The sequence below is a fragment of the Limnoraphis robusta BA-68 BA1 genome (assembly GCF_034932365.1).
Lineage (GTDB): Bacteria > Cyanobacteriota > Cyanobacteriia > Cyanobacteriales > Microcoleaceae > Capilliphycus > Capilliphycus robustus.
On record NZ_JAYGHR010000104.1, the window covers coordinates 1 to 23,748 of the forward strand.

General features: G+C 42.4%; 25 protein-coding genes and 1 tRNA gene. 13 read left to right on the top strand and 13 right to left on the bottom strand.

The window, feature by feature from the left end; all coding sequences use genetic code 11:
- Positions 1 to 311 precede the first annotated feature (311 nt).
- The 8 genes from VB836_RS28965 to moaC form a co-directional block, all read right to left on the bottom strand.
- On the bottom strand, positions 312 to 527 hold the full coding sequence (locus tag VB836_RS28965; RefSeq protein ID WP_200906217.1) for an acetyltransferase: 216 nt from the start codon (positions 525 to 527) through the stop codon (positions 312 to 314).
- A 138-nt stretch (positions 528 to 665) separates the two neighbouring features.
- Positions 666 to 1,484, bottom strand: a complete 819-nt coding sequence (locus VB836_RS28970; protein WP_323224836.1) for a pyruvate kinase — start codon at positions 1,482 to 1,484, stop codon at positions 666 to 668.
- 289 nt (positions 1,485 to 1,773) lie between these two features.
- Complete coding sequence (locus tag VB836_RS28975; protein ID WP_323224838.1) at positions 1,774 to 4,176, bottom strand: CHAT domain-containing protein; 2,403 nt, start codon at positions 4,174 to 4,176, stop codon at positions 1,774 to 1,776.
- 262 nt (positions 4,177 to 4,438) lie between these two features.
- A complete protein-coding gene (locus VB836_RS28980; RefSeq protein WP_323224840.1) occupies positions 4,439 to 5,296 on the bottom strand; it encodes an amino acid ABC transporter substrate-binding protein in 858 nt (285 codons plus the stop codon).
- Between the two features lie 77 nt (positions 5,297 to 5,373).
- Positions 5,374 to 6,060 carry a hypothetical protein gene (locus VB836_RS28985; RefSeq protein ID WP_323224842.1) on the bottom strand — a complete coding sequence of 229 codons (687 nt, stop codon included), beginning with the start codon at positions 6,058 to 6,060 and terminating at the stop codon, positions 5,374 to 5,376.
- 47 nt (positions 6,061 to 6,107) lie between these two features.
- Positions 6,108 to 6,407 carry a DUF3181 family protein gene (locus VB836_RS28990; RefSeq protein WP_323224845.1) on the bottom strand — a complete coding sequence of 100 codons (300 nt, stop codon included), beginning with the start codon at positions 6,405 to 6,407 and terminating at the stop codon, positions 6,108 to 6,110.
- Positions 6,408 to 6,495: 88 nt separating this feature from the next.
- Positions 6,496 to 6,756, bottom strand: a complete 261-nt coding sequence (locus VB836_RS28995; RefSeq protein WP_046278294.1) for a 2TM domain-containing protein — start codon at positions 6,754 to 6,756, stop codon at positions 6,496 to 6,498.
- A gap of 113 nt (positions 6,757 to 6,869) precedes the next feature.
- Complete coding sequence (gene moaC / locus VB836_RS29000) at positions 6,870 to 7,391, bottom strand: cyclic pyranopterin monophosphate synthase MoaC (RefSeq protein ID WP_323224847.1); 522 nt, start codon at positions 7,389 to 7,391, stop codon at positions 6,870 to 6,872.
- A gap of 90 nt (positions 7,392 to 7,481) precedes the next feature.
- Between moaC and VB836_RS29005 the strand changes: the two genes are divergently transcribed.
- Positions 7,482 to 7,555, top strand: a tRNA-Arg gene (locus VB836_RS29005).
- 182 nt (positions 7,556 to 7,737) lie between these two features.
- Positions 7,738 to 8,991 (top strand): RNA-guided endonuclease InsQ/TnpB family protein, encoded by a 1,254-nt coding sequence (locus tag VB836_RS29010; protein ID WP_323224849.1) that lies wholly within the window; start codon positions 7,738 to 7,740, stop codon positions 8,989 to 8,991.
- Positions 8,992 to 9,044: 53 nt separating this feature from the next.
- Here VB836_RS29010 and VB836_RS29015 read toward each other — a convergent pair whose 3' ends face one another.
- From VB836_RS29015 to VB836_RS29030, 4 genes are all read right to left on the bottom strand, one after another.
- Positions 9,045 to 9,512: a DUF2141 domain-containing protein gene (locus VB836_RS29015; protein ID WP_323224851.1), complete on the bottom strand. Its 468-nt coding sequence runs from the start codon at positions 9,510 to 9,512 to the stop codon at positions 9,045 to 9,047.
- A 350-nt stretch (positions 9,513 to 9,862) separates the two neighbouring features.
- Positions 9,863 to 10,243 (bottom strand): DUF760 domain-containing protein, encoded by a 381-nt coding sequence (locus tag VB836_RS29020; protein WP_046278291.1) that lies wholly within the window; start codon positions 10,241 to 10,243, stop codon positions 9,863 to 9,865.
- Between the two features lie 151 nt (positions 10,244 to 10,394).
- Complete coding sequence (locus VB836_RS29025; protein ID WP_323224854.1) at positions 10,395 to 11,666, bottom strand: MFS transporter; 1,272 nt, start codon at positions 11,664 to 11,666, stop codon at positions 10,395 to 10,397.
- A 393-nt stretch (positions 11,667 to 12,059) separates the two neighbouring features.
- Positions 12,060 to 13,427, bottom strand: coding sequence for an ABC transporter substrate-binding protein (locus tag VB836_RS29030; protein ID WP_323224856.1), 1,368 nt, complete (start codon positions 13,425 to 13,427; stop codon positions 12,060 to 12,062).
- Positions 13,428 to 14,127: 700 nt separating this feature from the next.
- On the opposite strand from VB836_RS29030, the gene VB836_RS29035 reads away from it, so the two are divergent.
- The 7 genes from VB836_RS29035 to VB836_RS29065 all read left to right on the top strand — a co-directional run bounded on the left by VB836_RS29035 (position 14,128) and on the right by VB836_RS29065 (position 20,513).
- Entirely contained in the window at positions 14,128 to 15,000 is an 873-nt protein-coding gene (locus VB836_RS29035; RefSeq protein WP_323224858.1) for an SDH family Clp fold serine proteinase, read from the top strand.
- A gap of 48 nt (positions 15,001 to 15,048) precedes the next feature.
- Complete coding sequence (locus VB836_RS29040) at positions 15,049 to 17,121, top strand: prolyl oligopeptidase family serine peptidase (RefSeq protein WP_323224860.1); 2,073 nt, start codon at positions 15,049 to 15,051, stop codon at positions 17,119 to 17,121.
- Between the two features lie 188 nt (positions 17,122 to 17,309).
- Positions 17,310 to 17,648, top strand: coding sequence for a hypothetical protein (locus VB836_RS29045; RefSeq protein ID WP_046279166.1), 339 nt, complete (start codon positions 17,310 to 17,312; stop codon positions 17,646 to 17,648).
- Positions 17,649 to 17,895: 247 nt separating this feature from the next.
- Positions 17,896 to 18,231 (top strand): hypothetical protein, encoded by a 336-nt coding sequence (locus tag VB836_RS29050; protein ID WP_046279167.1) that lies wholly within the window; start codon positions 17,896 to 17,898, stop codon positions 18,229 to 18,231.
- A 259-nt stretch (positions 18,232 to 18,490) separates the two neighbouring features.
- Entirely contained in the window at positions 18,491 to 19,054 is a 564-nt protein-coding gene (locus VB836_RS29055; protein ID WP_323224862.1) for an RNA 2'-phosphotransferase, read from the top strand.
- Complete coding sequence (locus VB836_RS29060) at positions 19,051 to 19,626, top strand: 3'-5' exonuclease (RefSeq protein WP_323224864.1); 576 nt, start codon at positions 19,051 to 19,053, stop codon at positions 19,624 to 19,626. The genes VB836_RS29055 and VB836_RS29060 overlap by 4 nt, the downstream gene beginning before the upstream one ends.
- 29 nt (positions 19,627 to 19,655) lie before the next feature.
- Positions 19,656 to 20,513: a GNAT family N-acetyltransferase gene (locus VB836_RS29065; RefSeq protein WP_323224867.1), complete on the top strand. Its 858-nt coding sequence runs from the start codon at positions 19,656 to 19,658 to the stop codon at positions 20,511 to 20,513.
- On the opposite strand, the gene VB836_RS29070 is transcribed toward VB836_RS29065, so the two are convergent.
- Positions 20,494 to 21,375, bottom strand: a complete 882-nt coding sequence (locus VB836_RS29070) for a DNA cytosine methyltransferase (protein ID WP_323224869.1) — start codon at positions 21,373 to 21,375, stop codon at positions 20,494 to 20,496. The two genes, VB836_RS29065 and VB836_RS29070, sit on opposite strands and share 20 nt — an antisense overlap.
- Before the next feature lie 87 nt (positions 21,376 to 21,462).
- Here VB836_RS29070 and VB836_RS29075 point away from each other — a divergent pair, with 87 nt between their 5' ends.
- The 4 genes from VB836_RS29075 to VB836_RS29090 all read left to right on the top strand — a co-directional run bounded on the left by VB836_RS29075 (position 21,463) and on the right by VB836_RS29090 (position 23,394).
- Positions 21,463 to 21,735, top strand: a complete 273-nt coding sequence (locus tag VB836_RS29075; protein WP_323224871.1) for a helix-turn-helix domain-containing protein — start codon at positions 21,463 to 21,465, stop codon at positions 21,733 to 21,735.
- Entirely contained in the window at positions 21,725 to 22,483 is a 759-nt protein-coding gene (locus tag VB836_RS29080; RefSeq protein ID WP_323224873.1) for an HNH endonuclease, read from the top strand. The genes VB836_RS29075 and VB836_RS29080 overlap by 11 nt, the downstream gene beginning before the upstream one ends.
- A gap of 75 nt (positions 22,484 to 22,558) precedes the next feature.
- Positions 22,559 to 22,762, top strand: a complete 204-nt coding sequence (locus tag VB836_RS29085; RefSeq protein ID WP_323224876.1) for a hypothetical protein — start codon at positions 22,559 to 22,561, stop codon at positions 22,760 to 22,762.
- A gap of 32 nt (positions 22,763 to 22,794) precedes the next feature.
- Entirely contained in the window at positions 22,795 to 23,394 is a 600-nt protein-coding gene (locus VB836_RS29090; protein ID WP_323224878.1) for a hypothetical protein, read from the top strand.
- Positions 23,395 to 23,748 lie beyond the last annotated feature (354 nt).

Below are 23,748 nucleotides of genomic sequence, written 5' to 3' on the forward strand. Positions count from 1 at the left end.
GGATAGCTTCGTCTAACCTTTTGTACTGGGCTTTTGTTCCTTGTAGCTTCATTTCATAGACAATCATGTTTATCATTGTCGCACCACGATAAGTTATTGTACCATACAATAATCCGTCGTGAACGACCTTGCTCTAAACCTGTTTTTTATTGGTAAAATGGATAAGTCGCAACTTTATGAAGCCATAGAAGAAGCGGAAAATTCTCTTTAAACACCAGGAGGAAGTAGACGACCAGGGAATCGAACTACAACCTCCAATTCAATTTATTCTCTACCCGATTTAAGGCGTTTTTCTCTGGGTTTGAAAAGCTCTAATTAGAATGACGATAATCGGCATCTACCCAGCAACGAGGTAAACTTTCACCAGAAGGAAAAATAAGTTCTTCTTTTTCCATAAACTCGGGGGGTTGTTCTTCTTCTCCGGCTTGAACTCTCCCAGAAATCTGACTCTTATTTGGGTCAGCTAGTGCTGTTACATCCTGAACTTTTACTAAGTTTCCGGTTTGTTTATTTTCTAAAAAAATCATAGCTTGATCAACTTCGACTCTACTACTCTAGAGAGTATCTACGATTCCCAGAACTCTGTCATCTATCTTAAGTTCTATCAATGAGCAATCGATGAGGATACTCTCCATTTCACTGAATTTATCGTCTAAAGCTATTCATTATTCCCAAGAATGTAAAGCTCGCAACTGGGGAGTCTTTTTAATCTGATGGGCTTGCATTCGCAGCAAAACATCATCTAAAATCGTCACCGCTTCTTCAATAAACGGCCCTTTATTCAACATCACACATTCAGAACGTTGCGCCATCGCCGCATCTGTAACTTCTGAGCGTGAAGGAATTCCTGTTTTCGCCAAATTCTCTAAAACCTGAGTCGCCCAAATTACTGGAATATGCGCCGCTTCACACATCCACATAATTTCTTCTTGTATTTCAGCTAAACGTTGATAGCCAATTTTAACCGCTAAATCCCCCCGAGCAATCATTACCCCAAACGGTTGACGACCTGCGGCTTGAACAATCAATTCGGGTAAATTTTTAATCGCAGCTTGAGTTTCAATTTTAGCAATTAAACCTATTTGGTGACTGGGATTTCTCGCTTCGAGTTCCTGCTGTAATCGCTTAATATCTGAGGCTTCTTGTACAAACGAATATCCAATAATATCCGTATGAGCCGCAATAAAATCGAGATCTTCTAAATCTTTTTCAGTCAAAGCATCAAAATGAACTTCCGTATTTGGAAAATTCATTCCTTTATCATTTTTGAGCTTTTCTCCCTTTTCCGGTCGAGCTTGAATGACCTCTAATATTATACCGTCTTCCTGAACAGACTCAACCCGAGTTCCCAGTTTACCATCATCGATCCAAACAGTATCTCCTTCTTGAACTTGATCGAGAATTTCAGGAATTGTTGCGAAAAGATTTTCACTCTTATTCAAAGATAAACTCTGTCGCTCGGAAGATGCGATTTGACAATTCATTTTCTAATATTAATCTAATATTAAATTTTAAAAAGATTCATATCATGTCCGGATAATTAGTGATAAAAAACTTTCTCATAATCCGACTCTTTCTTCTTCTTGATTTCCTCGGTGACTCGGTGACTCCTCCTCCTCTTTCTTCTTCTTGATTTCCTCCTGACTCCTGACTCGGTGACTCCTGACTCCTCTGTCGTTTATTTATAACTGTTCAACCGGACATGATATCAGTCCTGGCCTCGTTAGTTGATCTCCAAGAGTCTTAAAGCATGACTCAGGAATACTCCGAGTATTAGTTTTGTTGTCGCATTAACAGACGCCAATCTCGAATAATTGCATTTGTCCAGAGCCAATTTTGACTCAATAAATGAGGTTTAAATTCTTCCGGTGCTTCACTCAAGACTTTATCACAAAATTTCACCGCTTTACTCAAACGCACAGCTTGTTCTGCGGGAGGTAACTGAGCGGTAGATTTCATCAAAACTAATCCTAACCCTGCATAAGCCGTTAAAATTTGCGGTTTATTTTCACCTTGAACTTTAGAAAGCTGTTGTTGAACGGCTTTTTCATTAAACGCGGGTTCTTCTAAATCTAAAACTTGCAACCAAGTTTGATAAGCTTTATCAAAACTTCCCTCTGAATAATAAGCAAATCCCAAAGCATTGCGATATTCTAAAGCATCAGGACGTTGCTGTACTGCTCTTTCCCAATAGCGTCGGACATCATCCATCATATAATCAGCACTGCCTTGATTAATCGCTTGCCACATCAACCGACCCCAAAGAAAGTTAATTTCGGGTCGATCACTATCTTCAACAGGTACAGCAGCTAAAGCGGATTTTGCTTCGGTAATTGCACCACGATTCAGCAGTTCTGTCGTGGCTTGTACACCTGCTAAAAGATTGCCTTTATGAAACTGTTCAACCGCAATTCCTAATACATAATCGCTCTTAGCACTATTCAAGTCAAGCGGTTGTTCGTTCGTCGAGTTCGCTTCTGTCGAGTGAGGTTTTGTCGGTTTAGAAAGGGAAATTTCCGGCTGAGATTTCCCGAACTGAAGAATACTACTGTAAAATAATCCCATCCCTAAACTCATCGGAATTAACAGCAACGCTAAAGGTAGCCAAGATTTTAAAGTATTAAAGTTAGGTTGCTTTCGAGCCGGAAAATTTGAAGTTTTAACGGCTGTAGTTGGAGAAACTGTAGACGTTTTTACAGGAGAAATATGCTCAGGTTTCTCAACAAAAATATTATTGATCGTTTCGCTAGAAGGTTGAGAACTTTTGAGTTGACGCAAAGCATCACCAATAAATTCCAAATCCTCGCCATCTTCGGCTAAATCATCCCCATACTCAATCTCATCAAGAAACAAGTCTATTTCTTCTTCGACAGGAACTTGTTCCTGTTTTTCAGTTTCTTTCTCCACCGGAGGAAGACTAGATTCTCCCCAATTTTGAGTCGAAATCGGAGCAAACAAATCCCTTTGACTTTCCGAAGAATCAGCCGTCAAATACCCGTCAAACTTGCGATGTAGATAAAGAATGGGTAAACCCCAGTAAAGTTGGTGAGACCCATAAGCTGAAATCAACCCCTGTCGCGCCCGACTCAAACTAATATCAACCGGATGACCTTGATTAAGATTGCGGTAAAGTAAGCGAGTCAGCGTCAGTGCGACTTCATCAGGGATGCGTTCAGCCATCGCCAATACACCCGGAATTCCGCGTCTAACGAGGCTTTCGGCGAGGTTGAGTTGGGCGGTGTCTTCGTCAGAATGCAAACCCTGAGCGTAAGCCCCCCGACAGGAGTTCAACACCGCCATTTGAACCCCATTATTAACCAGTAACCCCGCTAAATCGTCACCACTGAGGGTTTCAGTTAATCCGGTACGACTGCTAACAAGATAAAGTTCACCCCCCGATACGCCCAAATTACTGTGTCCGGCGTAGTGAAAGACTTGATATTGACCTTGTTCGAGGGCTTGGGTGAGTTGTTCACCATCAGGTTGTTCGAGGATGGTCAGTTGAATTTCTGGGCGTGATCCGATGCGCTCTGAACTGCGTTGGGTATCGCGTTGCAGTTCTTCTTGCAGGTGTAGAACTTCTCGCTTCAGTTGTAGGCTTTCTTGATCGTTGGGCGCAGAAATCGCAACTAAAATTTTTAGAGGTTGATTCGAGGTTAAGAGGCGAGAGTGGAAATGAGAACTCCCTCCTGGTTGGTAACGAGAAAATCCGACATCAGGCCCGGTTCCAATCGGGCGATCGCCTGCATACAGCACTTCCCAAGGTAAACTGGTTAAACGTTTTCCCTTGACTCCTAAGCGCAAATGTAGAAACTCGCGTCTATTTTGAGCAATAGCTTGGGCGCAAGTCCAACTTTCGCGCATTGTCCCTTGAAACAGACCGTTATACAGTTGGCGTCCGAGTTCGACTAGACTAATTAGGCTTGATTCTGGGGATACCGCCGACTTGGAAGCGGTGTTAACGCCTCGACTGCGATATCGAGATAGAGTTTGCCCTTCTAGAACCCCCAACAAGGGGTCTTGCATCAATTGACGAGCGTAGCCGAGCCATGCTTCCACTGGCCAGCTCACCTGTTCTTCTGCTAATGGTACACCGGATGCGACTTCTTCAGTTCGCACGAGGTATTCATCGTTCCCAACGGGGGTAACAGAGATATGGAACTCCTGAGTCATCATGTCCAATCCGCTATTTGTGTTTAGGCTGAGGGAGGGGAAGCCATATTTCGATGCCACACTGGGTTAAGTTAAAAGTTCTGACAAAAGACAGAAGACAGGATTGGCTCCCATATCCAGATTAGCGAATTTATCTAATTTATTCCCTAAATTGCCTCTACATCTTCCCTATCCTCAATTCAGGAGGAAGTCTTTACAGTGAACAGTTGCAGGGGAAATTTATGAATTCCCCCTACCAGTTTTCAGTTTCTCGACTGTTCAGTGTCTAGGGCATACACTTATTTACGGCGGCTTCTGTCGTTTGAACATAGGCCGAATCACTTCCATACAATTGGCGGAGAATCTCGACACTTTCCTGAACGAGAATTAGGGAGTTAATTGTATTCAGCCAAGTGATATCTCCTTCTGGTAAAATCATTCCATAAAATTCACAGGTGAGTGGTTCATCGGGAACTAAAGCATAATCTGTTTTGCTCACTTCCGCTTGTCTCAACACTTCTCCGACTAATAAAAGTCCGTCACTGGCGAAGGCGTTGATTTTGCCACTGAGAACATCTTTAACGGCGGTTTCTCGGCCTGAGTTTCCCGGATATTCAACGGGTTGAGCGAGGGAGTATCGACTGGTAATAAACCTTTCTGTTAGAGAAGCCGGAAGCACACCGATGGAGATATTTTCTAACGCACCTGATGGGTTAATATAAGCTTTATTATCCGGTCGGACTAATAGATACACCCCAGTCGCTAAAAATCGATCTGAGTAAACAATTCCCGCTTGCGGTGTGCGAGTTACCGTGTTGGGGCCGCATTCGAGATGTACGGTTTTATCTCTGACAATTTGTTCGCGATTTTCCAGGGTAGACTGAATATATTCTATTTTAATCGGTTGACTCAAATTCAATTGTTTTTGCAGCCGGGTTGCCAATAACTCCATTAATTCAATGCAATATCCTTGCCATTCTCCCTGGGAAGATCGATAGCCTAAAGGCGCTGCATCTTGCCTGACTCCGGCTTTGAGAACTCCTGTTGTCTTGATGTCTTCTAAGACCGTTGCCGCTAAACTAGGTAAAGGAAATAAAATAGATAAGGCTAAACTCAGTGAAATTTGAGTCAGTTTTCTTCTCATTGGTGTCCGATTCAGACCGAGCTAGATTTTAACCGAGTCTAGCTTACCTTAATTTAGTTCCGTTTTGTTGACCTTCGTTAAGAGCGCAATTGAAAGGAGTTAAAGAATTGACTAATATCCGGGGTCGCTGCTCCTCCATCTTTGGCTTTACTGACTCCTAAAATGTAGACTCGTTGCTGCACGAGATAGAGTCTAAATTGATGGGTTCCACGACTGCTTGATAAATTCACTTCTCGACCTGGATAACGTTGCAGAGATATATTTCGTTCTCCGACTAACTGTACAGGTCTACCTTTTATATAACTGTCTCGAATTTGGTTAAATAAAGTTTGAGGTTCACCTAAACGAGTGGAGGTCAAAGGTAGCGAATAAGCGACTGTAAACTGAGAATTACTTTGACGAGTTGCCAATACGGTAAATTCTAGCTTTCCGTCCAAAGTATCGAGAATTTCCCTTCTCTCACTGGGGGAAGCACCGGGCATTGCCACGATCACATTTCCGGGCAGTTGGGTGAGGGCTTGTCCAGGGTTCTGGGCTTGTTCAAACCGGAGAATCGGTTCCTGCTGCTGTTTTGAGGGGTGATCAAGACGCTGAATTTCTTGATCGAGTTTTCGATCGCCATCGCTGAAAAAGGTCGGGCGATCAGGACGATATTGAGCCGTTGTCGGTGACATAATACTCAGGACACTAGCGATCGCCATCAAACTGATAAGTCCTAAGCTTCCTTTGATTGGATTCTGCCAAGCCTGTCTGTCGTTTGCCATATTTTTTGCTGTTAATACTGATATTGTTTGATGGATAAACTCTAAGCTTACATCTGACGCTGATATTCTTCTAAGAGTCTTACTAGATCGTTCTGCACTGAAGTCGGGATCAAATCCGCCAGTGAAGCGGTCAATTTCCCTCCCCCTAATTTTACAGAAATGTCTTGCAAAACTTGAGCAATTTTATCCGCTTCTATATTCCCCTCTTCGAGTAGAGGATATAGCTGTTCTGCGACTTGGGTATGCAGATGAGCATCTGATAAGTAAAGATGCCATTTGGCAACATCAATATAAATGTTTTCACCAATTGCAGAGGCTAATTTTTCGATGTCTTGTGTAGTAGGCATAACGAGAATTTTCAGGGTGACTGACACAATAAGCGTGAGATTTTCAGATCAATCTATTGTTAATCCTTTTATTCTAGACAATCCATCTCTAACCGGGTCGTTGAGGTGTGGTCGAAGAATAATCGGCGATCGCAAAAATGTAAATCCCATGAACCCCCAGGATCAACACCCAAGCTCCCGTTACCCAAACAGCCCAAGGCCAAGTTGCTGCTTGTATTTTCTGAAAAAACCATATACCGGAATTACACGCCGCAAAAGTGGCGACATGAACAGCAAAATTCATTCGGTCATCCAAGCGGCGATAGGCGGGATCTTTACGGTCAGGTTCTCGAGGCCAACGCGGTGGCATTTCTTTGGCTCCTTAGCAGTTCTATGTCTATTCTAGAGCGAGAAGTTCGGGCAGAACATTTACTACATTATTTATTTATTCACAAAGAATTCCCAGCAAATGTTAGCTGAGAACTATTTTTGTTGTTTTTCTTCTAGTGATCGCTCATAGTCTCCGGACTTCCCCCCGGTTTTACTTAACAGTCGAATGAATTCAATTTGTATTGATTTTTCCAGGGCTTTTGCCATGTCATAGAGGGTTAACGCCGCCACTGAGACGGCAGTTAAGGCTTCCATTTCTACCCCGGTTTCTGCCTTTGTGATCACTTGAGCGCGAATTTGATACCCTGGCAGTTCAGGATCAGGGGTCAGTTGAACTTCTATTTTACTCAACGGTAAGGGATGACACAAGGGGATTAACTGGGAGGTTTGTTTGGCAGCCATAATTCCAGCGAGTTTGGCGGTTGTGATCACATCTCCCTTGGGGGCATTGCCCGCTACAATCGTCTCAAAGGTAGAGCGAGACATTCGCACCTGAGCCCCTGCAACTGCTTCTCGACGAGTGGGAAGCTTGGCAGAGACATCGACCATATTGGCTTCTCCGGTGTCATTGAGATGGGTTAAGCGTTGTGGCTCTTGCGGCGAAGAAAAAGTCATTTTTGTTTGTCATTTTCTAAAAATGTGTTATGATGATAACTCAGGCAACGAGTTGAGGTGAAGTTTCACCTGCAAACTCAAAGCTGGTAAGGGCTTGTAGCTCAGTGGACTAGAGCACGTGGCTACGGACCACGGTGTCGGGGGTTCGAATCCCTCCTAGCCCGTTCAACATCCGTAAAAAGTTAATACTATTAATTCAGCTAGAGGTCAGACAATACACCCCTAGCTCTTTGATTTTTACCTAACTCCGTAAGAAGGCTCCCGTCATAATCTTTGATTTGACGGTGAGATGAATTGCGGTCAGGATGTGTGTTAGAATAATTTATCTCAAGCATAGCGACGTAAAATGCTGGTATTTGAAGCAAAACTTGAGGGAGAAAAACAACAGTATGAGCGGCTCGATGAAGCCATTCGTACTGCACGTTTTATCCGCAATTCTTGCATTAGATACTGGATGGACAACCCGAAGATTGGACGGTATGAACTGAGCGCTTATTGTGCGGTTCTTGCCAAGGAATTCCCCTGGGCAAGTAAGCTCAACTCGATGGCTCGTCAAGCTTCTGCTGAAAGAGCATGGTCGGCTATCGCTCGGTTTTATGACAACTGTAAGAAGAAAGCAGCGAAGAAGCGGTGCGACCTCGCGGCTTCGCAAGCCGCTAGAGGAAGCGCACCAAGAGAAGGTTTTCCACGCTTCAAGAAGCATCAAACACATGGTTCTGTTGAATATAAAACCTGCGGGTGGAAGCTTTCGGAAGATAGAAGAACCATTACTTTCACCGATGGGTTTAAAGCCGGAAGTTTCAAGTTGTGGGGAACCCGTGACTTGCATTTTTATCAGTTGAAACAGATTAAGCGTGTCCGGGTTGTCCGTCGTGCTAATGGGTACTATGTTCAGTTTTGTCTTAATGTTGAGCGGATTGAGAAACGAGAGCCAACAGGTAAAACCATTGGGTTGGATGTTGGGTTGACCCAGTTCTACACCGATTCCAACGGACAAACGGTTGATAACCCTCGTTACTTGAGAAAGTCCGAAAAGTCTCTCAAGCGACTTCAACGTAAACTTTCTCGTACCAAAAAAGCCTCGAAAAATAGAGCTAAGGCTCAAAATCGCTTGGGTAGAAAGTACCTCAAGGTAAGTAGGCAGCGTAAAGATTTTGCCGTGAAGTTGGCAAGATGCGTCATCCAGTCTAACGACTTGGTTGTCTATGAGGACTTGCAGGTGCAAAATCTGGTGAAAAACAGAAAACTCTCCAAGTCGATTTCTGATGCGGCTTGGTCTAATTTCCGCAGTTGGTTAGAGTATTTCGGTAAAGTGTTCGGGGTGGCAACGGTATCGGTTCCTCCTCACTACACCAGTGCCAACTGCTCTAACTGTGGGGAAGAAGTCAAAAAGTCGTTGAGTACGAGAACTCATAGATGTCATAATTGTGGGTTTGTACTTGATAGAGACTGGAATGCAGCTATCAACATACTTGAATTAGGACTCCGTACCGTGGGACACACGGGAACGTTAAACGCCTCTGGAGAGACTGACCAATACTTGAGTGTGGAAACTCCTTCAAGCAAGTCAACTCGTGGAAAGAGGAAACCCTTGCAGTGATGTTTTGGAATCCCCTACTATATTCGGTACTCCGAATTAGTGGTGGGAGGATGTCAATTAAGATTCCAAAAATATTGTAACTTAATCTGAATATTATTTTGCGGTGTGGCAACCACAACGAAAGTATCCCCAAACTTAGGGGGGCCGGCCAGAATGGTGGGGTTGCGAGAAAAGCCAAAGCCTTCGGTGGGAATACCCAAACTGTTCACGTTCAGGGTACGATCACTATTGGCATCGTGAAAAACAGCAACAGCATAATTTCCCGGAATCAAATTTTCAAAGGTAATTTTCGGGCTATCTTTCCCAAGCTGAACACATTCGCTTTGCAAAGCATTCTCTTTACTATCAGGAAAGCCTTGATCACTGGAAAATAAACTCAGACAAACTTGACCTGTTTGATTTTTTAAACCATTCAGTTCGACAGTCAAATTATTTTTAGAAGTCGCTTCTACACTCGATAAAATCAAAAAATTTCCGAGAGTCGCAAGCCCAACAATACTAGCTGAAAGTCGTTTTTTCATTCTGACCTTTTTCAGGATAAATATTCAAACACCATTCTTGATCTTCAGATACAGAGAAGCCTAAGCAAAATCAGGTGATTCAGCCAGAAATATTACTAACAGACCAAGCTATCTCACCCGCCCGATGGCAGGTTCACAAAATAATTTACATTCTGTCTGGCACTTTGTCAAGATTTGTTAAGGCAAATCTAAAATTTTTATTAACTATATAATAGCACAGGAAGTATTAGCTCTTTGTTTCCCAGTAGGGGCCTATTCCACAACAAAAAAATCTAGGGCGCATTTTGCACCCTAGACGGTTGATTTTAACAAACCTTTCAAAACCCAAAATGTTTGAAACAGGTTTAAAATTAGTAATGTTCTTCTGCTTCTGAAGACTGTTCTTGATGACTAAATGAACCCGGTAAAGCTCGTTCTAAACTCATCCGTTGGTGAGCGCTATGTAGAAAATAACCATTTAACATTGCGGCGGCTAACAATTGCCCTAAACTTTCACGACTGGTGGTAATAGAGACATCAAAATGTTGGGGGGGTAAGTGACCTAATACACCGTTGAGATGAGACTCCATTAATTGACGAACTTCGGGATTCGGTTTAGAGAGTTGAGTGATTGATTCGGGGTCAAGAGATTGAATATACTCATACAGGACATTTTGACGGCTAGACTCATCGTTTAACCAACTGGTTGTTGAGTTGGACTGATTGTTTCTATTGTTATCTGCTGGGTTCATCTTATTCTCCTCTATGACTTTCTCTAAACTTTCTATCTATTTGCTAGTGTAGGAAAAGGAAAGCGAGAAGTTAGTGAGAACAACCGAACAATCCATTTCGGATTTTACAGCCTGTAGGGTTTTCCGAAAAAGAGGTCGGGAAAACCCCACTTCAGGATTCATTTTTGAACACATAAATATCTTCGACTTGTCCCAGTGCAAATTTAATCGAGTCGGGAATATTGCGGCTAGACTGGGTGATAAAGATGATGAAGCCGATGAGTGCTAACCCGGCATCAAAAAGATACATATTCGAGTAGCCAACTTGTTCTGCAATCCAACCAAATAAAGGCCCGGCGATCGCAATTCCGATATCAAATCCCCCAATACAAAGAGAGAAAAATCGACCGCGTTCATCGGGGGAACAACGGTCTGTCACTAAGGTGATAATAGTCGGAATGAGAATTCCGGCGCCCGCCCCTTCTAAAGCGGCAGCAAGGAGAATTTCGGGGTTGTTATTCGCCGTTCCTAAAATCAACATAGAAACGAAATAAAACATCAAAGCAATGGTAATAAAGATACCTCGGCCGTATCGATCTGAGGCTCGACCCGCAAATAAACGAGCGCTGAAACTGGCGATCGCTGCGGTAGAATAAAATAATCCGGCATTTAATTCTAAGTTAGATTCGGCAATGTAGAGCGGTAAAAAAGTCACTAAACTGCCAAAAATCAGACCGACTGTTCCCATCACCAAAGCGGGAGTTCTCAGGGCTGGACTGCCTAATAATTGTAAGTAGCGAAAGAATTGATTCAAGCGAACCCTGGGCGTTAAGGATGTGGGTTTGAGGGGGTGTGGAGAGGCTTGAGGGCGAATGGGTTCCCAAACTTGAGAAATCCCGAGTCCGGCGAGGAGTCCAAAGGTTGCACTCGATAAAAACAGGAAGTTGTACCCAGCCCAAGCCTGTACAAAACCGCCAAACGCGGGGCCTATCGCCATACCGACAGGCGTGACGAGACTCATATAACCAATCACCTCGCCTCGGCGGTCAATGGGGGCAATATCGGCAACTAAGGCACTATAACCAATGGTAAAAGCGGCAATAGCAATCCCGTGAAAAGCCCGAATGACGGCCATTGATGAAATTGAGGTGACAAACAAATAGCCCAAGGGGGCCAGCATGACAACCGTTGTCCCAATCAGTAAAACAAGTTTACGGCCTTTCGTGTCGGCAAGGGGGCCGAGTCCAAACCGGGAGGGTAAAAGTCCGATGGCAAAAGCCCCCATGACTAAACCCACTTGTCGGTTAGTGCCACCGAGCGCTTGAATGTATAGAGGTAAGGTGGGAAGTAGACTGGTGGTGCTTGACCAAAAACACAAACCTGCGATAAACAGAATCAACAGGCTGTGGCGTCGTTTAGGGTCGAGAGTGAAAAAAACGTTCAAAATATCGATTCCTCGAAATGCTCAACTGAATTTCAGACCAAGCGGTAGGTTTGATGAAGATATCGGACTATCTCTCTATTGTGTAACAATTTATAAAAAATTGGAAGTGAAAACAATATCAAATATTTTTGAGGGTTTGAGCGACTTTGAACTGAAAAATCGGACAAAATTTCAAAGGTTTGAAATGGACAAATAGAGGAGTCACCGAGTCAGGAGTCAGGAGTCAGGAGGAAATAAAGAAGAAGAAAGAGGAGGATTATGAGAAAGTTTTTTATCACTAATTATCCGGACATGATATCATTTCATATAAAGATGGTATATTAGCTCATTTTTAAGTGTTTTAAGCGTGAATATTTTCACGCTTTCATTCAACGTTTCAATCGGATTTGCGCTTTATTTTTTCTGCAAACTTTGATTGATATCAATCAAAACCGTATCGACATTTTGACCGTCAACATACTTCATAATGCCTAGCCAAAATGTTCCAGTGCCAACATTTGCAGGCATCAGATCCGAACCATCAAAGCGAATTAAATCAGCATTTAATAAAATCTCAGCTTGTTGGCGACTGACGGGATCGGGATAAAGGTCTAAACTCACCCCTTTGTGCGGGGAAATATAACCCCCCATTTGCGCTGAAATTTCGTGAGGTTTTACCGATGCTAAATATTGCATTAACTGACGAGCTGCGGGCGTATCATTGAACATAGCGACGACATCGCCACCGACTAAGATCGGCAAGCCAAATTCTTCATTAATCGGCGGTAAGGGAAAAATAGCGACATTTTCACCCAGTACGACACCTTCAGGGAAAAAACTGCTGATAAAACTGGCTTGACGGTGCAGATAACATTCTGGGGGCTCAGTAAATAAGCCATTGGGAGATAAACCAAAGGGAATGGTAACAACACCAACAGTACCGCCAACAACATATTTAGGATTGAGGGCGATTTGACCAAATTTTTCAAAGGCTTCTTTAATGGGGGGAGAATTAAAGGGGATTTTGTTTTGAACCCACTGATCATAAACTTCAGGCCCAGAGGTTCGCAAGAGAATATCTTCAATCCAATCCGTACCCACCCATCCGGTCGCATCGCCGCTTTCCATTCCCAAACACCAAGGAACGCCGCCATCAGCGACAATTTGATCGGAAAGATCTTCTAATTCGTCCCAGGTTTTGGGAATTTGGTATCCGGCTGATTGAAAGGCTTTGGGATTGTACCACACCAAACTTTTAACCGAGGCCCTATACCAAATTCCGTAGATTTTGCCATTGACGGTTCCTAAAGTCAACCAGTCCGGAGAAAAGGCTTGAGTGAGAGTTTCTCTATCGATCACCGTTTCGAGGGGAACAAGCAAACCTTTTCGAGCAAATTCTGCCATCAAACCGGGTTGGGGAAACATGGCAATATCGGGTGGATTTCCCGCGTCAACCCGCACGGGAAGCAAGGTACTGAAAGCTTCTGTTCCTTGATAAATCACCTCGATTCCGGTTTCTTTGACAAAAGGGGTGAGTGCGGCTTCTAGCTTTTCCTGCTGCGCCCCAGTCATCGCCCCTAAAATCGTCACGCTTCCTTTGGAGGGGGGTTCGCGAGGGGTGGAAATATTTGGATTTTCCGTTGTTTGCGGAGTACAGGCTACCGTCAATACCGATAAACTCAGGAGTAAGCCTGTATAGCTCAAAAGGCTACGATACCGACGGCAAGAATAGCAAATTTTGTCAACTTGAATAATCACTCTCTTGGTTTGAGCTTCCCACATCTTGTTCTCCTCCTGACTAGACTTTAGCGATTTGAAAAATAAAGAGCAACACAGCCAGAGTTTTACCACTAACCTGTTCTCTTAAGTTACAGTCCTTATTCAACTTGAACTGTAGGGGAAAAACAGGAAAAACATGAGTTTAAGACTTTTTTCGGCTTTTTCCTGCAATTCTTGCTCCCATAGACTTGATTGGACAGAATTATCTGTTATATAGTTTGTATAGGTAAAGACTAAGCTAATTTCTAGGCATCGATAGAGGAGTAATCGGTCATGCACGCCTCATTCGTTAGTTTTTGAGACCGCATCCATTTCTAAAAATGCCACAAATTTTCTGAAAAAAAACACCGCTCCTGAAGCGAGAGCGGTGCATAGGGGGTGTTATGGGTGTTACGGCTACCAGAGTAGCAGAGCTAAACCCGGTCTGAGACTCGAGGTTGTGCTAGTTGAGAAATTGTCACAATATTTCTAGATTGCAGTGGTCAAGACTGAAATTTGGGCAAAAAAACACCGCTCCTGAAGTGAGAGCGGTACATAGGGGGTGTTATGGGTGTTACGACTCTTAAGATAACAAACCCTCTAGGCTTTTCTCTTGACTGTTGTGCAGGTCATAAAATTGTCACAATTGCGAATCGCAGATGTTATAATCTCTCAGACTCAAGGGGTGGCAAAATGAAGTATCTGACATCAGATCATACTTGCTATGGATTTTAGCCTTTTTGATTTGTTCTGGGTTTTTCTAGTGATTAGCTCTTTGCAACCCGTGATTCAGAAACGTTCGATTGAGTCGCGTCGGATCAAAGCGATTCGAGAATTAGAACAGAAGCGTAAAAGTCGCGTGATTTTGCTGATTCATCGCCAAGAGTCTATCAGTTTGTTTGGGATTCCGCTATCGCGCTATATTAGTATCGAGGACTCTGAACAAGTTCTCCGGGCTATTCGCCTCACTCCCCCTGATGTTCCGATTGATTTGATTCTGCATACTCCAGGCGGTTTGGTTTTAGCCACTGAACAGATTGCTCACGCTTTAATTCGCCATCAAGCTAAAGTAACGGTGTTTGTGCCTCACTATGCCATGAGTGGGGGAACGATGTTGGCCCTGGCCTCTGATGAAATTGTCATGGATGAGAACGCAGTTTTAGGCCCGGTTGATCCGCAGTTAGGAAATTTTCCGGCTGCTAGTATCTTAAAAGTTCTTGAAGATAAACCGATTAGCGAAATTGATGATCAAACGCTGATTATGGCTGATATTTCTCGCAAAGCAATTCGCCAAGTGCAAAAGTTTGTTAGAACTCTGCTCGAAGATAACATCCCTGAACAAAAAATTGACCCCAGCCGCATTGATGGGGTGATTGATGCCCTAACCACAGGTCGGATTACTCACGATTGTCCGATTATGGTAGAAGATGCGGAAAAACTGGGATTACCTGTAACTCCAGGATTGCCAAAATCAATTTATTATCTGATGGATTTGTATCCTCAGCCGCGAGGCAACCGTCCGACTGTACAATACATTCCCATGCCTTACAAACCTCCGGCTTTGCCATCTGGGGCTGACAAGTCCGATAGACGCTAGTTTTTACCGACGAACACTTGAGATCAACCGTTACCGACAGGCTAAATTATGTTAGACTCCCAACTTTCTCGACCTTATCCGACCACTCGCCAAGCCGATCAAATTGATGATTATCACGGGATCAAAGTGGCTGATCCTTATCGTTGGTTAGAAGATCCGAACTCGGAAGAAACCAAAGCCTGGGTTCAAGCCCAAAATCAGGTGACATTTGGCTATCTGCAAGACATTCCAGCCCGAGAACAACTGAAACAACGCTTGACTCAACTTTGGGATTTCGCCAAATATAGCACGCCTTTTAAGCAGGGTAATCGCTATTTTTACTTCAAAAATGACGGTTTGCAAAATCAAAGTGTTTTGTATGTTTTGGATAATTTAGACGATCAGCCGGAGGTTCTGATCGATCCCAATACTTTGTCTGAAGATGGTACCGTTGCCTTGTCAGGAATTGCTCTGAGTGAAGATGGAAATTTAATGGCTTATGGGCTTTCTACCTCGGGTTCCGACTGGCAAGACTGGAAAGTTCGAGATATTAATACCAAACAAGATCTTGATGATCATTTAAAGTGGATTAAGTTCTCAGGAGCGTCTTGGACTCACGACCACAAAGGCTTTTTTTATAGTCGCTACAACGAACCTAACGAAAACACGAAACTCGAAGATGCTAACTATTATCAAAAATTATTTTATCATCGTTTGGGTACGCCGCAATCCGAGGATATTTTAATTTACGAACGTCCCGATCAAAAAGAATGGGGCTTTAGTGGTTCGGTGACAGAAGATGGCAAATATTTGATCATTTCCGTTTGGCGAGGATCTGAACCCAAAAATCTGATTTTCTACAAAGATTTAACTCAACCGGATGCGCCCGTTGTTGAACTGATTAGCGAATTTGAAGCGGAATATGGTTTTATTGATTATCAAGATCATCAGTTTTGGTTACAAACGGATCTAGACGCACCCAAAGGGAAAGTGATTTCCTTTGATATTAACAGCAAAACTCCAACTGAAATTATCCCCGAAATCGAGGATACGCTGCAAGGAATTAATGTTCTCAATCATCAGTTTATCGCCTTTTATCTCAAAGATGCTCACACTCAAATTAAAATCTTAAATCTTGATGGATCTTTTGTGCGAGAGGTGGAGTTACCGGGTATTGGTTCTGCGGGCGGATTTGGCGGCAAACGTCACGAGACAGAAACCTTTTATGCTTATACCAGTTTTACGACTCCGACGACCATTTACCGCTATGATATGGTAACAGGAGAAAGCCGTCTGTATCGTCAGCCAGAAGTTGATTTTAACCCGGAAAATTACGAAACCCAACAGATTTTTTATCAGAGTAAAGACGGAACTCAAGTTCCGATGTTTATTACTCACAAAAAAGGTTTATCGCTTGATGGAAATAATCCGACTATTTTGTATGGATATGGTGGGTTTAGTGCTTCCTTAACACCGAATTTTTCGATTAGTCGAATGGCTTGGTTAGAAATGGGTGGGGTTTATGCGATTCCCAATTTACGAGGTGGGGGTGAATATGGGGAAGAATGGCATCAAGCAGGTACAAAAAACAAGAAGCAAAATGTCTTTGATGATTTCATTGCGGCGGCGGAATGGCTGATTAACAACAAATACACTTGTTCGCAAAAATTAGCGATTTCGGGTGGAAGTAATGGCGGTTTATTGGTGGGGGCTTGTATGACTCAACGCCCTGATTTGTTTGGGGCGGCGTTACCCGCAGTCGGGGTGATGGATATGTTGCGTTTTCATAAGTTTACAATCGGTTGGGCTTGGTGTTCTGAATATGGTTCACCGGATAATTTTGAAGATTTTAACGCGATTTACGCCTATTCTCCCTTGCATAATTTGAAACCGGAAACGGCTTATCCTGCGACTTTAATTTCTACTGCTGATCACGATGATCGAGTGGTTCCGGCTCATAGTTTTAAGTTTGCTGCGGCATTACAAGCGGCTCATGTGGGGGAAAATCCGGTGTTAATTCGGATAGAAACGAAAGCCGGACATGGGGCGGGTAAACCGACGGCAAAAATTATCGAAGAATTAGCCGATGAGTTTGGATTTTTGGTGAAGGTATTTGAAATGAATCCGAGTTTTAATCTGTAGAAAATTAACGGATTGGCAGCGGCTTGAGCCGCTCTTTAACTGAAAATCTGGTGATTATAATAAGATTTCTAATGATCAATAGACCTGAACAGTTGCTTTCTAAAATTTATGTTAAGAAAAAGTCAGGATCGGGGGCGATCGTATTGTAAAATGAAGAGTGAAGACCACGCCACACACGACACCGAAAAATGACCCAAAGCCATCCAGAAGCGCTAACCATTCAGGAACGAACCGGACTCAAACAGAAGCACTTTGCCGACTTGATCCGAGCCGCACAAATCATTTTTGATCCCAGTGGCGGAATTACGGGTCGGGTGGTGAATGCAGATTGGCAAGAATTCGGTATTCCTGTTGAAGTTGAGGAAAATCTTAAAATTTTAGGAGAGAAATATCGTTATGCTTCTCCTCATTTACCCATAGAAGAAGTTTGGGAACAACTTATCCCAGAAACTCGGAGTTGGTTTATTGAAAATAAAGATGAATTGTGGCTGTTGGAAGAAGCTTTTCCGGCTCTTGACGAAGACTAAAAATTAGCGTAAATTGCTCTGTGCGATCGCCCATTGCGGTCAATTCATTCAAACTGTATACAGTCTAACCAATCCCAGACAACCCATTGGGTCGTCTCTATTTTAGAGTCCATTATGAAGCTGATTATGAAGCATTTAAAAATCTTGCTGAGAAGGTAGAATTAACCTTGACTTTTCGTTGAAAATGTATTATCAATGTAATATAATGAAGATAGTCGTTCTATGCTGAACTGAGGCAAGTTAAACAGTGAGCAATTTCTCACAGAAAGTCAACCCGAAACCTAATCTTCTCTATCAACGACTAGAGGAGGCTCTCCAACAGGGGAATGAAGTGCAGGTCGTGTCATCCTGTGGCAGATTTTTTGGAATTCCATCTGCTCTGGATGATGAATTTTTGGAACTCGTTAATCTGTATATTCCCACTGAGGAAGAAGGTTGGGAAGATGAGCCATACGAACGCACAGTTTGGTTGATTAAAATTTCTGAGATTGTTGCAGTTGCTTATCCAATTCAATCGCTATCAAAAGCTCAATTAGAATCCTTGATTAATCCCAGTCAAACCGTCTTTGAATCCGAAGATTAATCAATCAACTCAACGAGGTGGTTTTCCCCTGAATTCAAAAACAATAACCCTTGATTGTCCTCTGGGATTCCCTGAATTCCAATTCATCACATAAACTGACTTCTAGGGATTTCCACCTCGGCTATTGTCCTCCCAATATTCTATCTTTCTAAACAGAACTCAAATCTTGAAACTGACAGGATAAAAAGCTATCTAGCAAGCGAGACGTTTGCACTCAGTTTTGGATTAATCTTAATATAGACTTTATTTTAAACTCAAAATGAATTCCCATCGTTTGGTCAAAGTTAGTAAATATTTGAGCAAACACTTACGACATCAACCCGAACGTTTAGGATTGAAATTAGCGCCAGGAGGTTGGGTTAATATTAATGAACTTTTAGCCGCTTGTCAACAGCATCAATTTCCCATTACTCGCGCAGAACTCGAAGAAGTTGTCATCAAAAACGATAAGCAAAGATTTTCCTTTGATCAAACAAAAACTCAGATTCGAGCCAATCAAGGTCATAGTATTGATGTAGATTTGCAGTTAGAACCCCAAATTCCGCCCGATATTCTCTATCACGGAACAGGTGAGGGAACTGTTGAGGCTATTTTGCAATTGGGGTTGCTGAAAATGTCTCGCCATCATGTTCATTTATCAACCGATATCGCCACAGCAAAAGCAGTCGGAATGCGAAAGGGTCATCCCGTTATTTTTCAAGTGAATACGGTTAAAATGTATCAGGATGGTTACACATTTTATTGTTCTGATAATGGAGTTTGGTTAGTTGAACAGGTTCCGCCGGAATACTTAACTCGCCTTAATTTAGACTCAAAAAAATGAATATTAACAACTCTGATTATTGTCTAGTGATTGACTTGGAAGCCACCTGTTGCGATCGCCAAACGATTCCTCGTAATCAGATGGAAATTATCGAAATAGGGGCGGTAATAGTTGAGACCCAAAACCTCACTTCCGTTCGGGAATTTCAGACCTTTGTTAAACCCGTTCGTCATCCAATTTTAACATATTTTTGCCATCAATTAACCTCTATTACTCAAGCCCAAGTTGATCAGGCTCCCAGCTATTCTGAAGCGATTGAAAATCTCAAAACTTGGTTGTCTGAATATTCAGATTTTCGTTTTATTTGGGGGTCTTGGGGAGAATATGATCGCCGACAATTTGAACAAGATAGTCAGTTTCATCACTTGTTTTTTCCGATAGATTATCCTTATATTAATCTCAAAAAAATGTTTAGCAAGAGTCAAAACTTAAAAGGACGTTATGGTATGGCTGAAGCTTTAAAAATGGCAGGGATTACCCTAGAAGGAACTCATCATAGAGGGATTGATGATACTCGTAATATTGTGAAATTAATGCCTTATATTTTAGGCGTTAAAAAGTTACAGAATTAAGTCTTATATTAAGGAGTTAAAGGTTAACGATGAAAATTAATCATTTTGATAATCCTCAGTTATTTTATCAACAAGCTAAAAACTATTTACTGCGGTATGAAGCCGAACATAACTTACTCTTAGGAATTAGTCAAACCTTAATTCATTCACCGGAAAGATATGGGAGTGAACCCTATTTAGCTACAGTAGAAGAAGAAGGTAAAATTCTAGCGGTTGCGATGAGAACTCCTCCTTATAATTTCCTGCTTTCAAAAGTCGAAAATATTGCCGCAATTGAAATAATTGCTCAAGATTTATATCAAGATAAAATCTCCTTACCGGGAGTTAGCGGTTTAACGACTGAAACCGAAATTTTTACTCGAAAATGGCACAATTTAACCCGTCAGCCTTATGAAATAGAAATGCACTTGAGAATTCATCAACTCAAACAGGTTGAACCCATCCCAAAGGTTAGCGGTTTTCTGCGTTTAGCAACAGAAAATGATCGCGCTTTACTCTTAAATTGGTATGAGCAATTTATTCAAGAAGCGGCACCCTCCGAACCCGCAAATATAGAACAAATGGTTGATTATAATTTATCTCAAAATAATATTTATCTTTGGGAAAATGAAGTTCCGGTTTCTCTGGCTTCAGCCAGTAAAGCCACCCAAAATTCAAGCCGAATCGGGCCTGTTTATACGCCTCCAGAGTACCGAAAAAAAGGTTACGCAACCGCTTGTGTTAGTAGTCTCAGCCAGCTACTACTGGATCGGGGCGATCGGGCTTGTTATCTTTATACAGATTTAGCAAATCCCACCTCGAATCGTATTTATAAAAACATTGGATATCAACCTGTTTGCGATTGGAATATTTATCAATTTGAAAAATCTAGCTTTCAGTCTCTATGATTTTTCTTCCAATCCACTCAGCGATTGGGGGAACAACTGCGTTGCCAAGGAGTCTCCCTCTGCGACCGTCCATCCTGGAGGAAATCCCATTAGTTGTTCCAATTCTGTCCACGTCAAGTTTCTCGCCACAGAGTATTGGTCGGTCTGAATGGCCTCCTTGATGTCTTCCAGTTTGGGCGCGTAACGTGGGGCAGATGCTTTTTGCCAGGGTATACCCGAAGCCTCCGCGACGTTGTACCACAAGCGGAGTGTCTGTGAGAGAGCTTTCACGAAGACGGGATCTAGTTTTCGACCTGCTCTGTTTTCTCTGCGAAGAATCCCTAGACAATTCGCTGCTGTTAGTAAAGATTCGATAGGCACGATTGGACTTAAAACTTGCGATAAAGAATACTCTGTCTCTATTGTGGGGTAAGCCCGTATCAAGAGCGTTACACGAAAACCATCCCCCCAAATACCCGCTCTCTTCAAGCGTGTCGATAACTGCCTCAAGAGCGGTACCTTTTTCTGCTGAGAGGAGACCTGGCACATTTTCCAACACCAACCACGATGGGTGAACTTCTGTAACAAGCTCCATAAATCGATAGAACAATCCACTTCTTTCCCCTTTAAGCCCTGGTCTTTGGGTGTTGGCGGTACTGAGGTCTTGGCAGGGCCATCCTGCACACCATAAATCAGCTTGAGGGATAGTTGTTGAATTGAGGTCATTGATATCTTTGTGAAGAGGGACGTCAGGCCAATGTCGCTTGAGAATTTGCTGACAATGGTCGTCAATTTCGCACTGGAACACAACTTTCATCCCAGCTCTTTCAAAGCCAAGATCGAAACCTCCTATTCCTGCAAAAAAAGACGCAACTTTGATCATATTACAGCCAGCAAACTTTAGGTTTTGTAATGCTGCGCTTATAGACGATTTTCGTCTACAGAACAACCTTTACTTAGGATAGCATCAATGTCTAGCATATCAGGTGCTTACATGAAGCGGGGAAATATTAGTGGTTTAAGAATTAAGGAGGCTCGTGAAAGGCTTGGATGGGATCAGGCGGATTTATCTGCTGCTCTGAACGTGGACTTTCAGATCAAGCTTGACCAATCCGATATTTCTGAAATCGAGCGACTGAAGCGAGGAGTCAAAGATTTTGAACTAGATGCAATAGCTCGACTTCTTGGGGTCAGTCCTGTGTGGCTCCTAAGAGGGGAGGAGAAAGATTCAAGTGACCCATGAGAAATCAGACGAGCAACTTTCTTCCGATGAACAGTTTTTATCAGTAAACGAAACACCAGCTCGTGATCAATGGATAGAGGAAGTAAGCCAAAACTTCGTTAGTCGAAGTAAGGCAAACCGAAAGTATTATCAATTAATCCTTGAAACTTTGTGGCCGCTCGGTCATAATCATCTTCCAGGTCCTATTGTTTCTATGACTACTTTGCGCCAGGTAATTAATAACTACAGAGGACAACCATATAATGACCCTGCGCGACGTATTAGAGAACTTCAAGGAGAGGAAGGTATTGTAGGAATTGTTCGTTTAGGGAGTGGTAAACAGACAAAATATCAACTTGTTCACACAAAAGTTGAAAAAAAGCGCGATCCCAGAACTGGATTAAGCTCTAAAGACTGGGCTAAAGTTATAGCTAAGTATAATAGTCAGTGTGCTGTTTGTGGAAGGCGAGACACAGAGATAAGACTTGACCAAGATCACAAGATACCCAGACTACGAGGAGGTAGTGATGACTTTAGCAATTGGCAGCCACTTTGTAAAGAGTGCAATAACTTTAAGAGTACAGCTTGTCGAGGTTGTGAACTTGATTGCAGGCAATGTCCATGGGCTTTTCCTGAAAAGTATGCTCCCATTAAATTATCACCTTTAAATATTGAAAGAGTAAGATCTCTATCCCGTCAAAAAGGAGAAAGCCCCACTGAACTGCTAAATGCTATCCTAGAGAAATACTTTCAAGATCGCAGTGAATAAGATAGTTTGAAATATTTAATTCTTACGATCTTAAGTTACCGTTTATATTAATTTTTATGAGTTAAAAATAATTTTATGAATGATATCTACAAACTCATCAATCAACTGTCCGAGTCGGAAAATCAGTTAAGTTCAACTCAGTTTATCGCGCCTTGTGTTCGGGGTGGAAAGGTAAAAACCCGAATTTTAGGCTTGGTTTATACTTTTGCTCCTCAACCGAAAAATTTTCAAGGATGGGGAATTTTTAAACCCATTAATCAAAAAAAGCCCAAGTCTTAGAAGAAGCAATATTACCAGAAATTGCTGAATATTTGCAGCAGTTTAAATCTTGTCGTTTGCGTCTGGCTTACCAACTTCGATCTAAAACTTGGTTGGCTTATCCGATTAATGAAGCGGATTTTAAACAACGTTTCGGAAGGGTTAAACCTGTCGCTGTTCATTTAGTTACAGAAGGCGTTTCTTTTCAACAAATTACTGTCCGTTGGGATGGGAGTAATTTTTGGTTTGAAGAACTGGATCGCCGGGATGATTTAATCAGTGTTGAACACCTACAAACGGCTTTAAAAGAACTCGTTGAACCCCAAGCTTTACGGTTTGCGGGACTGACTCCAGAAATGCGAATCGTTTATGATTTGGTGATTCAACAAACTGATGAATTTTCTCAACAATATCGGGATGAACGACGGTTAAAAAAAGCTTTAAAACAGGGAGGAGGTGAACTGCAAACGTTTGAAGATCGGGGCGACTATTGGACTGTTGAATGGACAACTTCTCAGGGCGAATTTCATAGCAGCGCTATTTCAAAATCGGATTTAACTGTATGGGGGGCGGGAATTTGTTTAAGTGGATACGATCGCAACTTCGATCTTCAGTCCTTAGTCGGTGTTGTGGAAGGACGAGACAATGAATAGAGACATTAAAATTGGCGGACAATGTGTTAAGTTAAATTCCGACTTAGTTAGACCGAAAAGAGGTTTAAGGTAGTGGTATCTTCTGGGCAACTGATGAACAGACGGAAGCTGAATAGTCTCCAGTTGCCCGAGAGTTTTATTGGTTTATTGTCAAGTTACTGGCTGAAGGATTAACATGGCGATCGCAACAACTGCAAAATAAAATTGACTTGAGTATAAAGCTTTGCAAAACATACTAACTTTATTTTATAATATTTCTTAGAGACTGACAACCTTGAGATTAATAATTGGGGTGTAAGCTAGACTGAGTGTGGAAATTAAAAATCAGTCGGAGGTTATTCATAAAGTAACCTG

What these genes read in the sequence shown, in the direction of transcription:
- VB836_RS29010 (WP_323224849.1), top strand. Translation starts at nt 7,738, where the DNA reads ATGCTGGTATTTGAAGCAAAACTTGAGGGAGAAAAACAACAGTATGAG.
- VB836_RS29055 (WP_323224862.1), top strand. Translation starts at nt 18,491, where the DNA reads ATGAATTCCCATCGTTTGGTCAAAGTTAGTAAATATTTGAGCAAACAC.
- VB836_RS29020 (WP_046278291.1), bottom strand. Translation starts at nt 10,243, where the DNA reads ATGAACCCAGCAGATAACAATAGAAACAATCAGTCCAACTCAACAACC.
- VB836_RS29035 (WP_323224858.1), top strand. Translation starts at nt 14,128, where the DNA reads ATGGATTTTAGCCTTTTTGATTTGTTCTGGGTTTTTCTAGTGATTAGC.
- VB836_RS29070 (WP_323224869.1), bottom strand. Translation starts at nt 21,375, where the DNA reads ATGATCAAAGTTGCGTCTTTTTTTGCAGGAATAGGAGGTTTCGATCTT.
- VB836_RS29065 (WP_323224867.1), top strand. Translation starts at nt 19,656, where the DNA reads ATGAAAATTAATCATTTTGATAATCCTCAGTTATTTTATCAACAAGCT.
- VB836_RS28965 (WP_200906217.1), bottom strand. Translation starts at nt 527, where the DNA reads ATGATTTTTTTAGAAAATAAACAAACCGGAAACTTAGTAAAAGTTCAG.
- VB836_RS29085 (WP_323224876.1), top strand. Translation starts at nt 22,559, where the DNA reads ATGAATGATATCTACAAACTCATCAATCAACTGTCCGAGTCGGAAAAT.
- VB836_RS28985 (WP_323224842.1), bottom strand. Translation starts at nt 6,060, where the DNA reads ATGGCAAACGACAGACAGGCTTGGCAGAATCCAATCAAAGGAAGCTTA.
- VB836_RS28990 (WP_323224845.1), bottom strand. Translation starts at nt 6,407, where the DNA reads ATGCCTACTACACAAGACATCGAAAAATTAGCCTCTGCAATTGGTGAA.
- VB836_RS28980 (WP_323224840.1), bottom strand. Translation starts at nt 5,296, where the DNA reads ATGAGAAGAAAACTGACTCAAATTTCACTGAGTTTAGCCTTATCTATT.
- VB836_RS28995 (WP_046278294.1), bottom strand. Translation starts at nt 6,756, where the DNA reads ATGCCACCGCGTTGGCCTCGAGAACCTGACCGTAAAGATCCCGCCTAT.
- VB836_RS28970 (WP_323224836.1), bottom strand. Translation starts at nt 1,484, where the DNA reads ATGAATTGTCAAATCGCATCTTCCGAGCGACAGAGTTTATCTTTGAAT.
- moaC (WP_323224847.1), bottom strand. Translation starts at nt 7,391, where the DNA reads ATGACTTTTTCTTCGCCGCAAGAGCCACAACGCTTAACCCATCTCAAT.
- VB836_RS29045 (WP_046279166.1), top strand. Translation starts at nt 17,310, where the DNA reads ATGACCCAAAGCCATCCAGAAGCGCTAACCATTCAGGAACGAACCGGA.
- VB836_RS29040 (WP_323224860.1), top strand. Translation starts at nt 15,049, where the DNA reads ATGTTAGACTCCCAACTTTCTCGACCTTATCCGACCACTCGCCAAGCC.
- VB836_RS29075 (WP_323224871.1), top strand. Translation starts at nt 21,463, where the DNA reads ATGTCTAGCATATCAGGTGCTTACATGAAGCGGGGAAATATTAGTGGT.
- VB836_RS28975 (WP_323224838.1), bottom strand. Translation starts at nt 4,176, where the DNA reads ATGATGACTCAGGAGTTCCATATCTCTGTTACCCCCGTTGGGAACGAT.
- VB836_RS29015 (WP_323224851.1), bottom strand. Translation starts at nt 9,512, where the DNA reads ATGAAAAAACGACTTTCAGCTAGTATTGTTGGGCTTGCGACTCTCGGA.
- VB836_RS29060 (WP_323224864.1), top strand. Translation starts at nt 19,051, where the DNA reads ATGAATATTAACAACTCTGATTATTGTCTAGTGATTGACTTGGAAGCC.
- VB836_RS29030 (WP_323224856.1), bottom strand. Translation starts at nt 13,427, where the DNA reads ATGTGGGAAGCTCAAACCAAGAGAGTGATTATTCAAGTTGACAAAATT.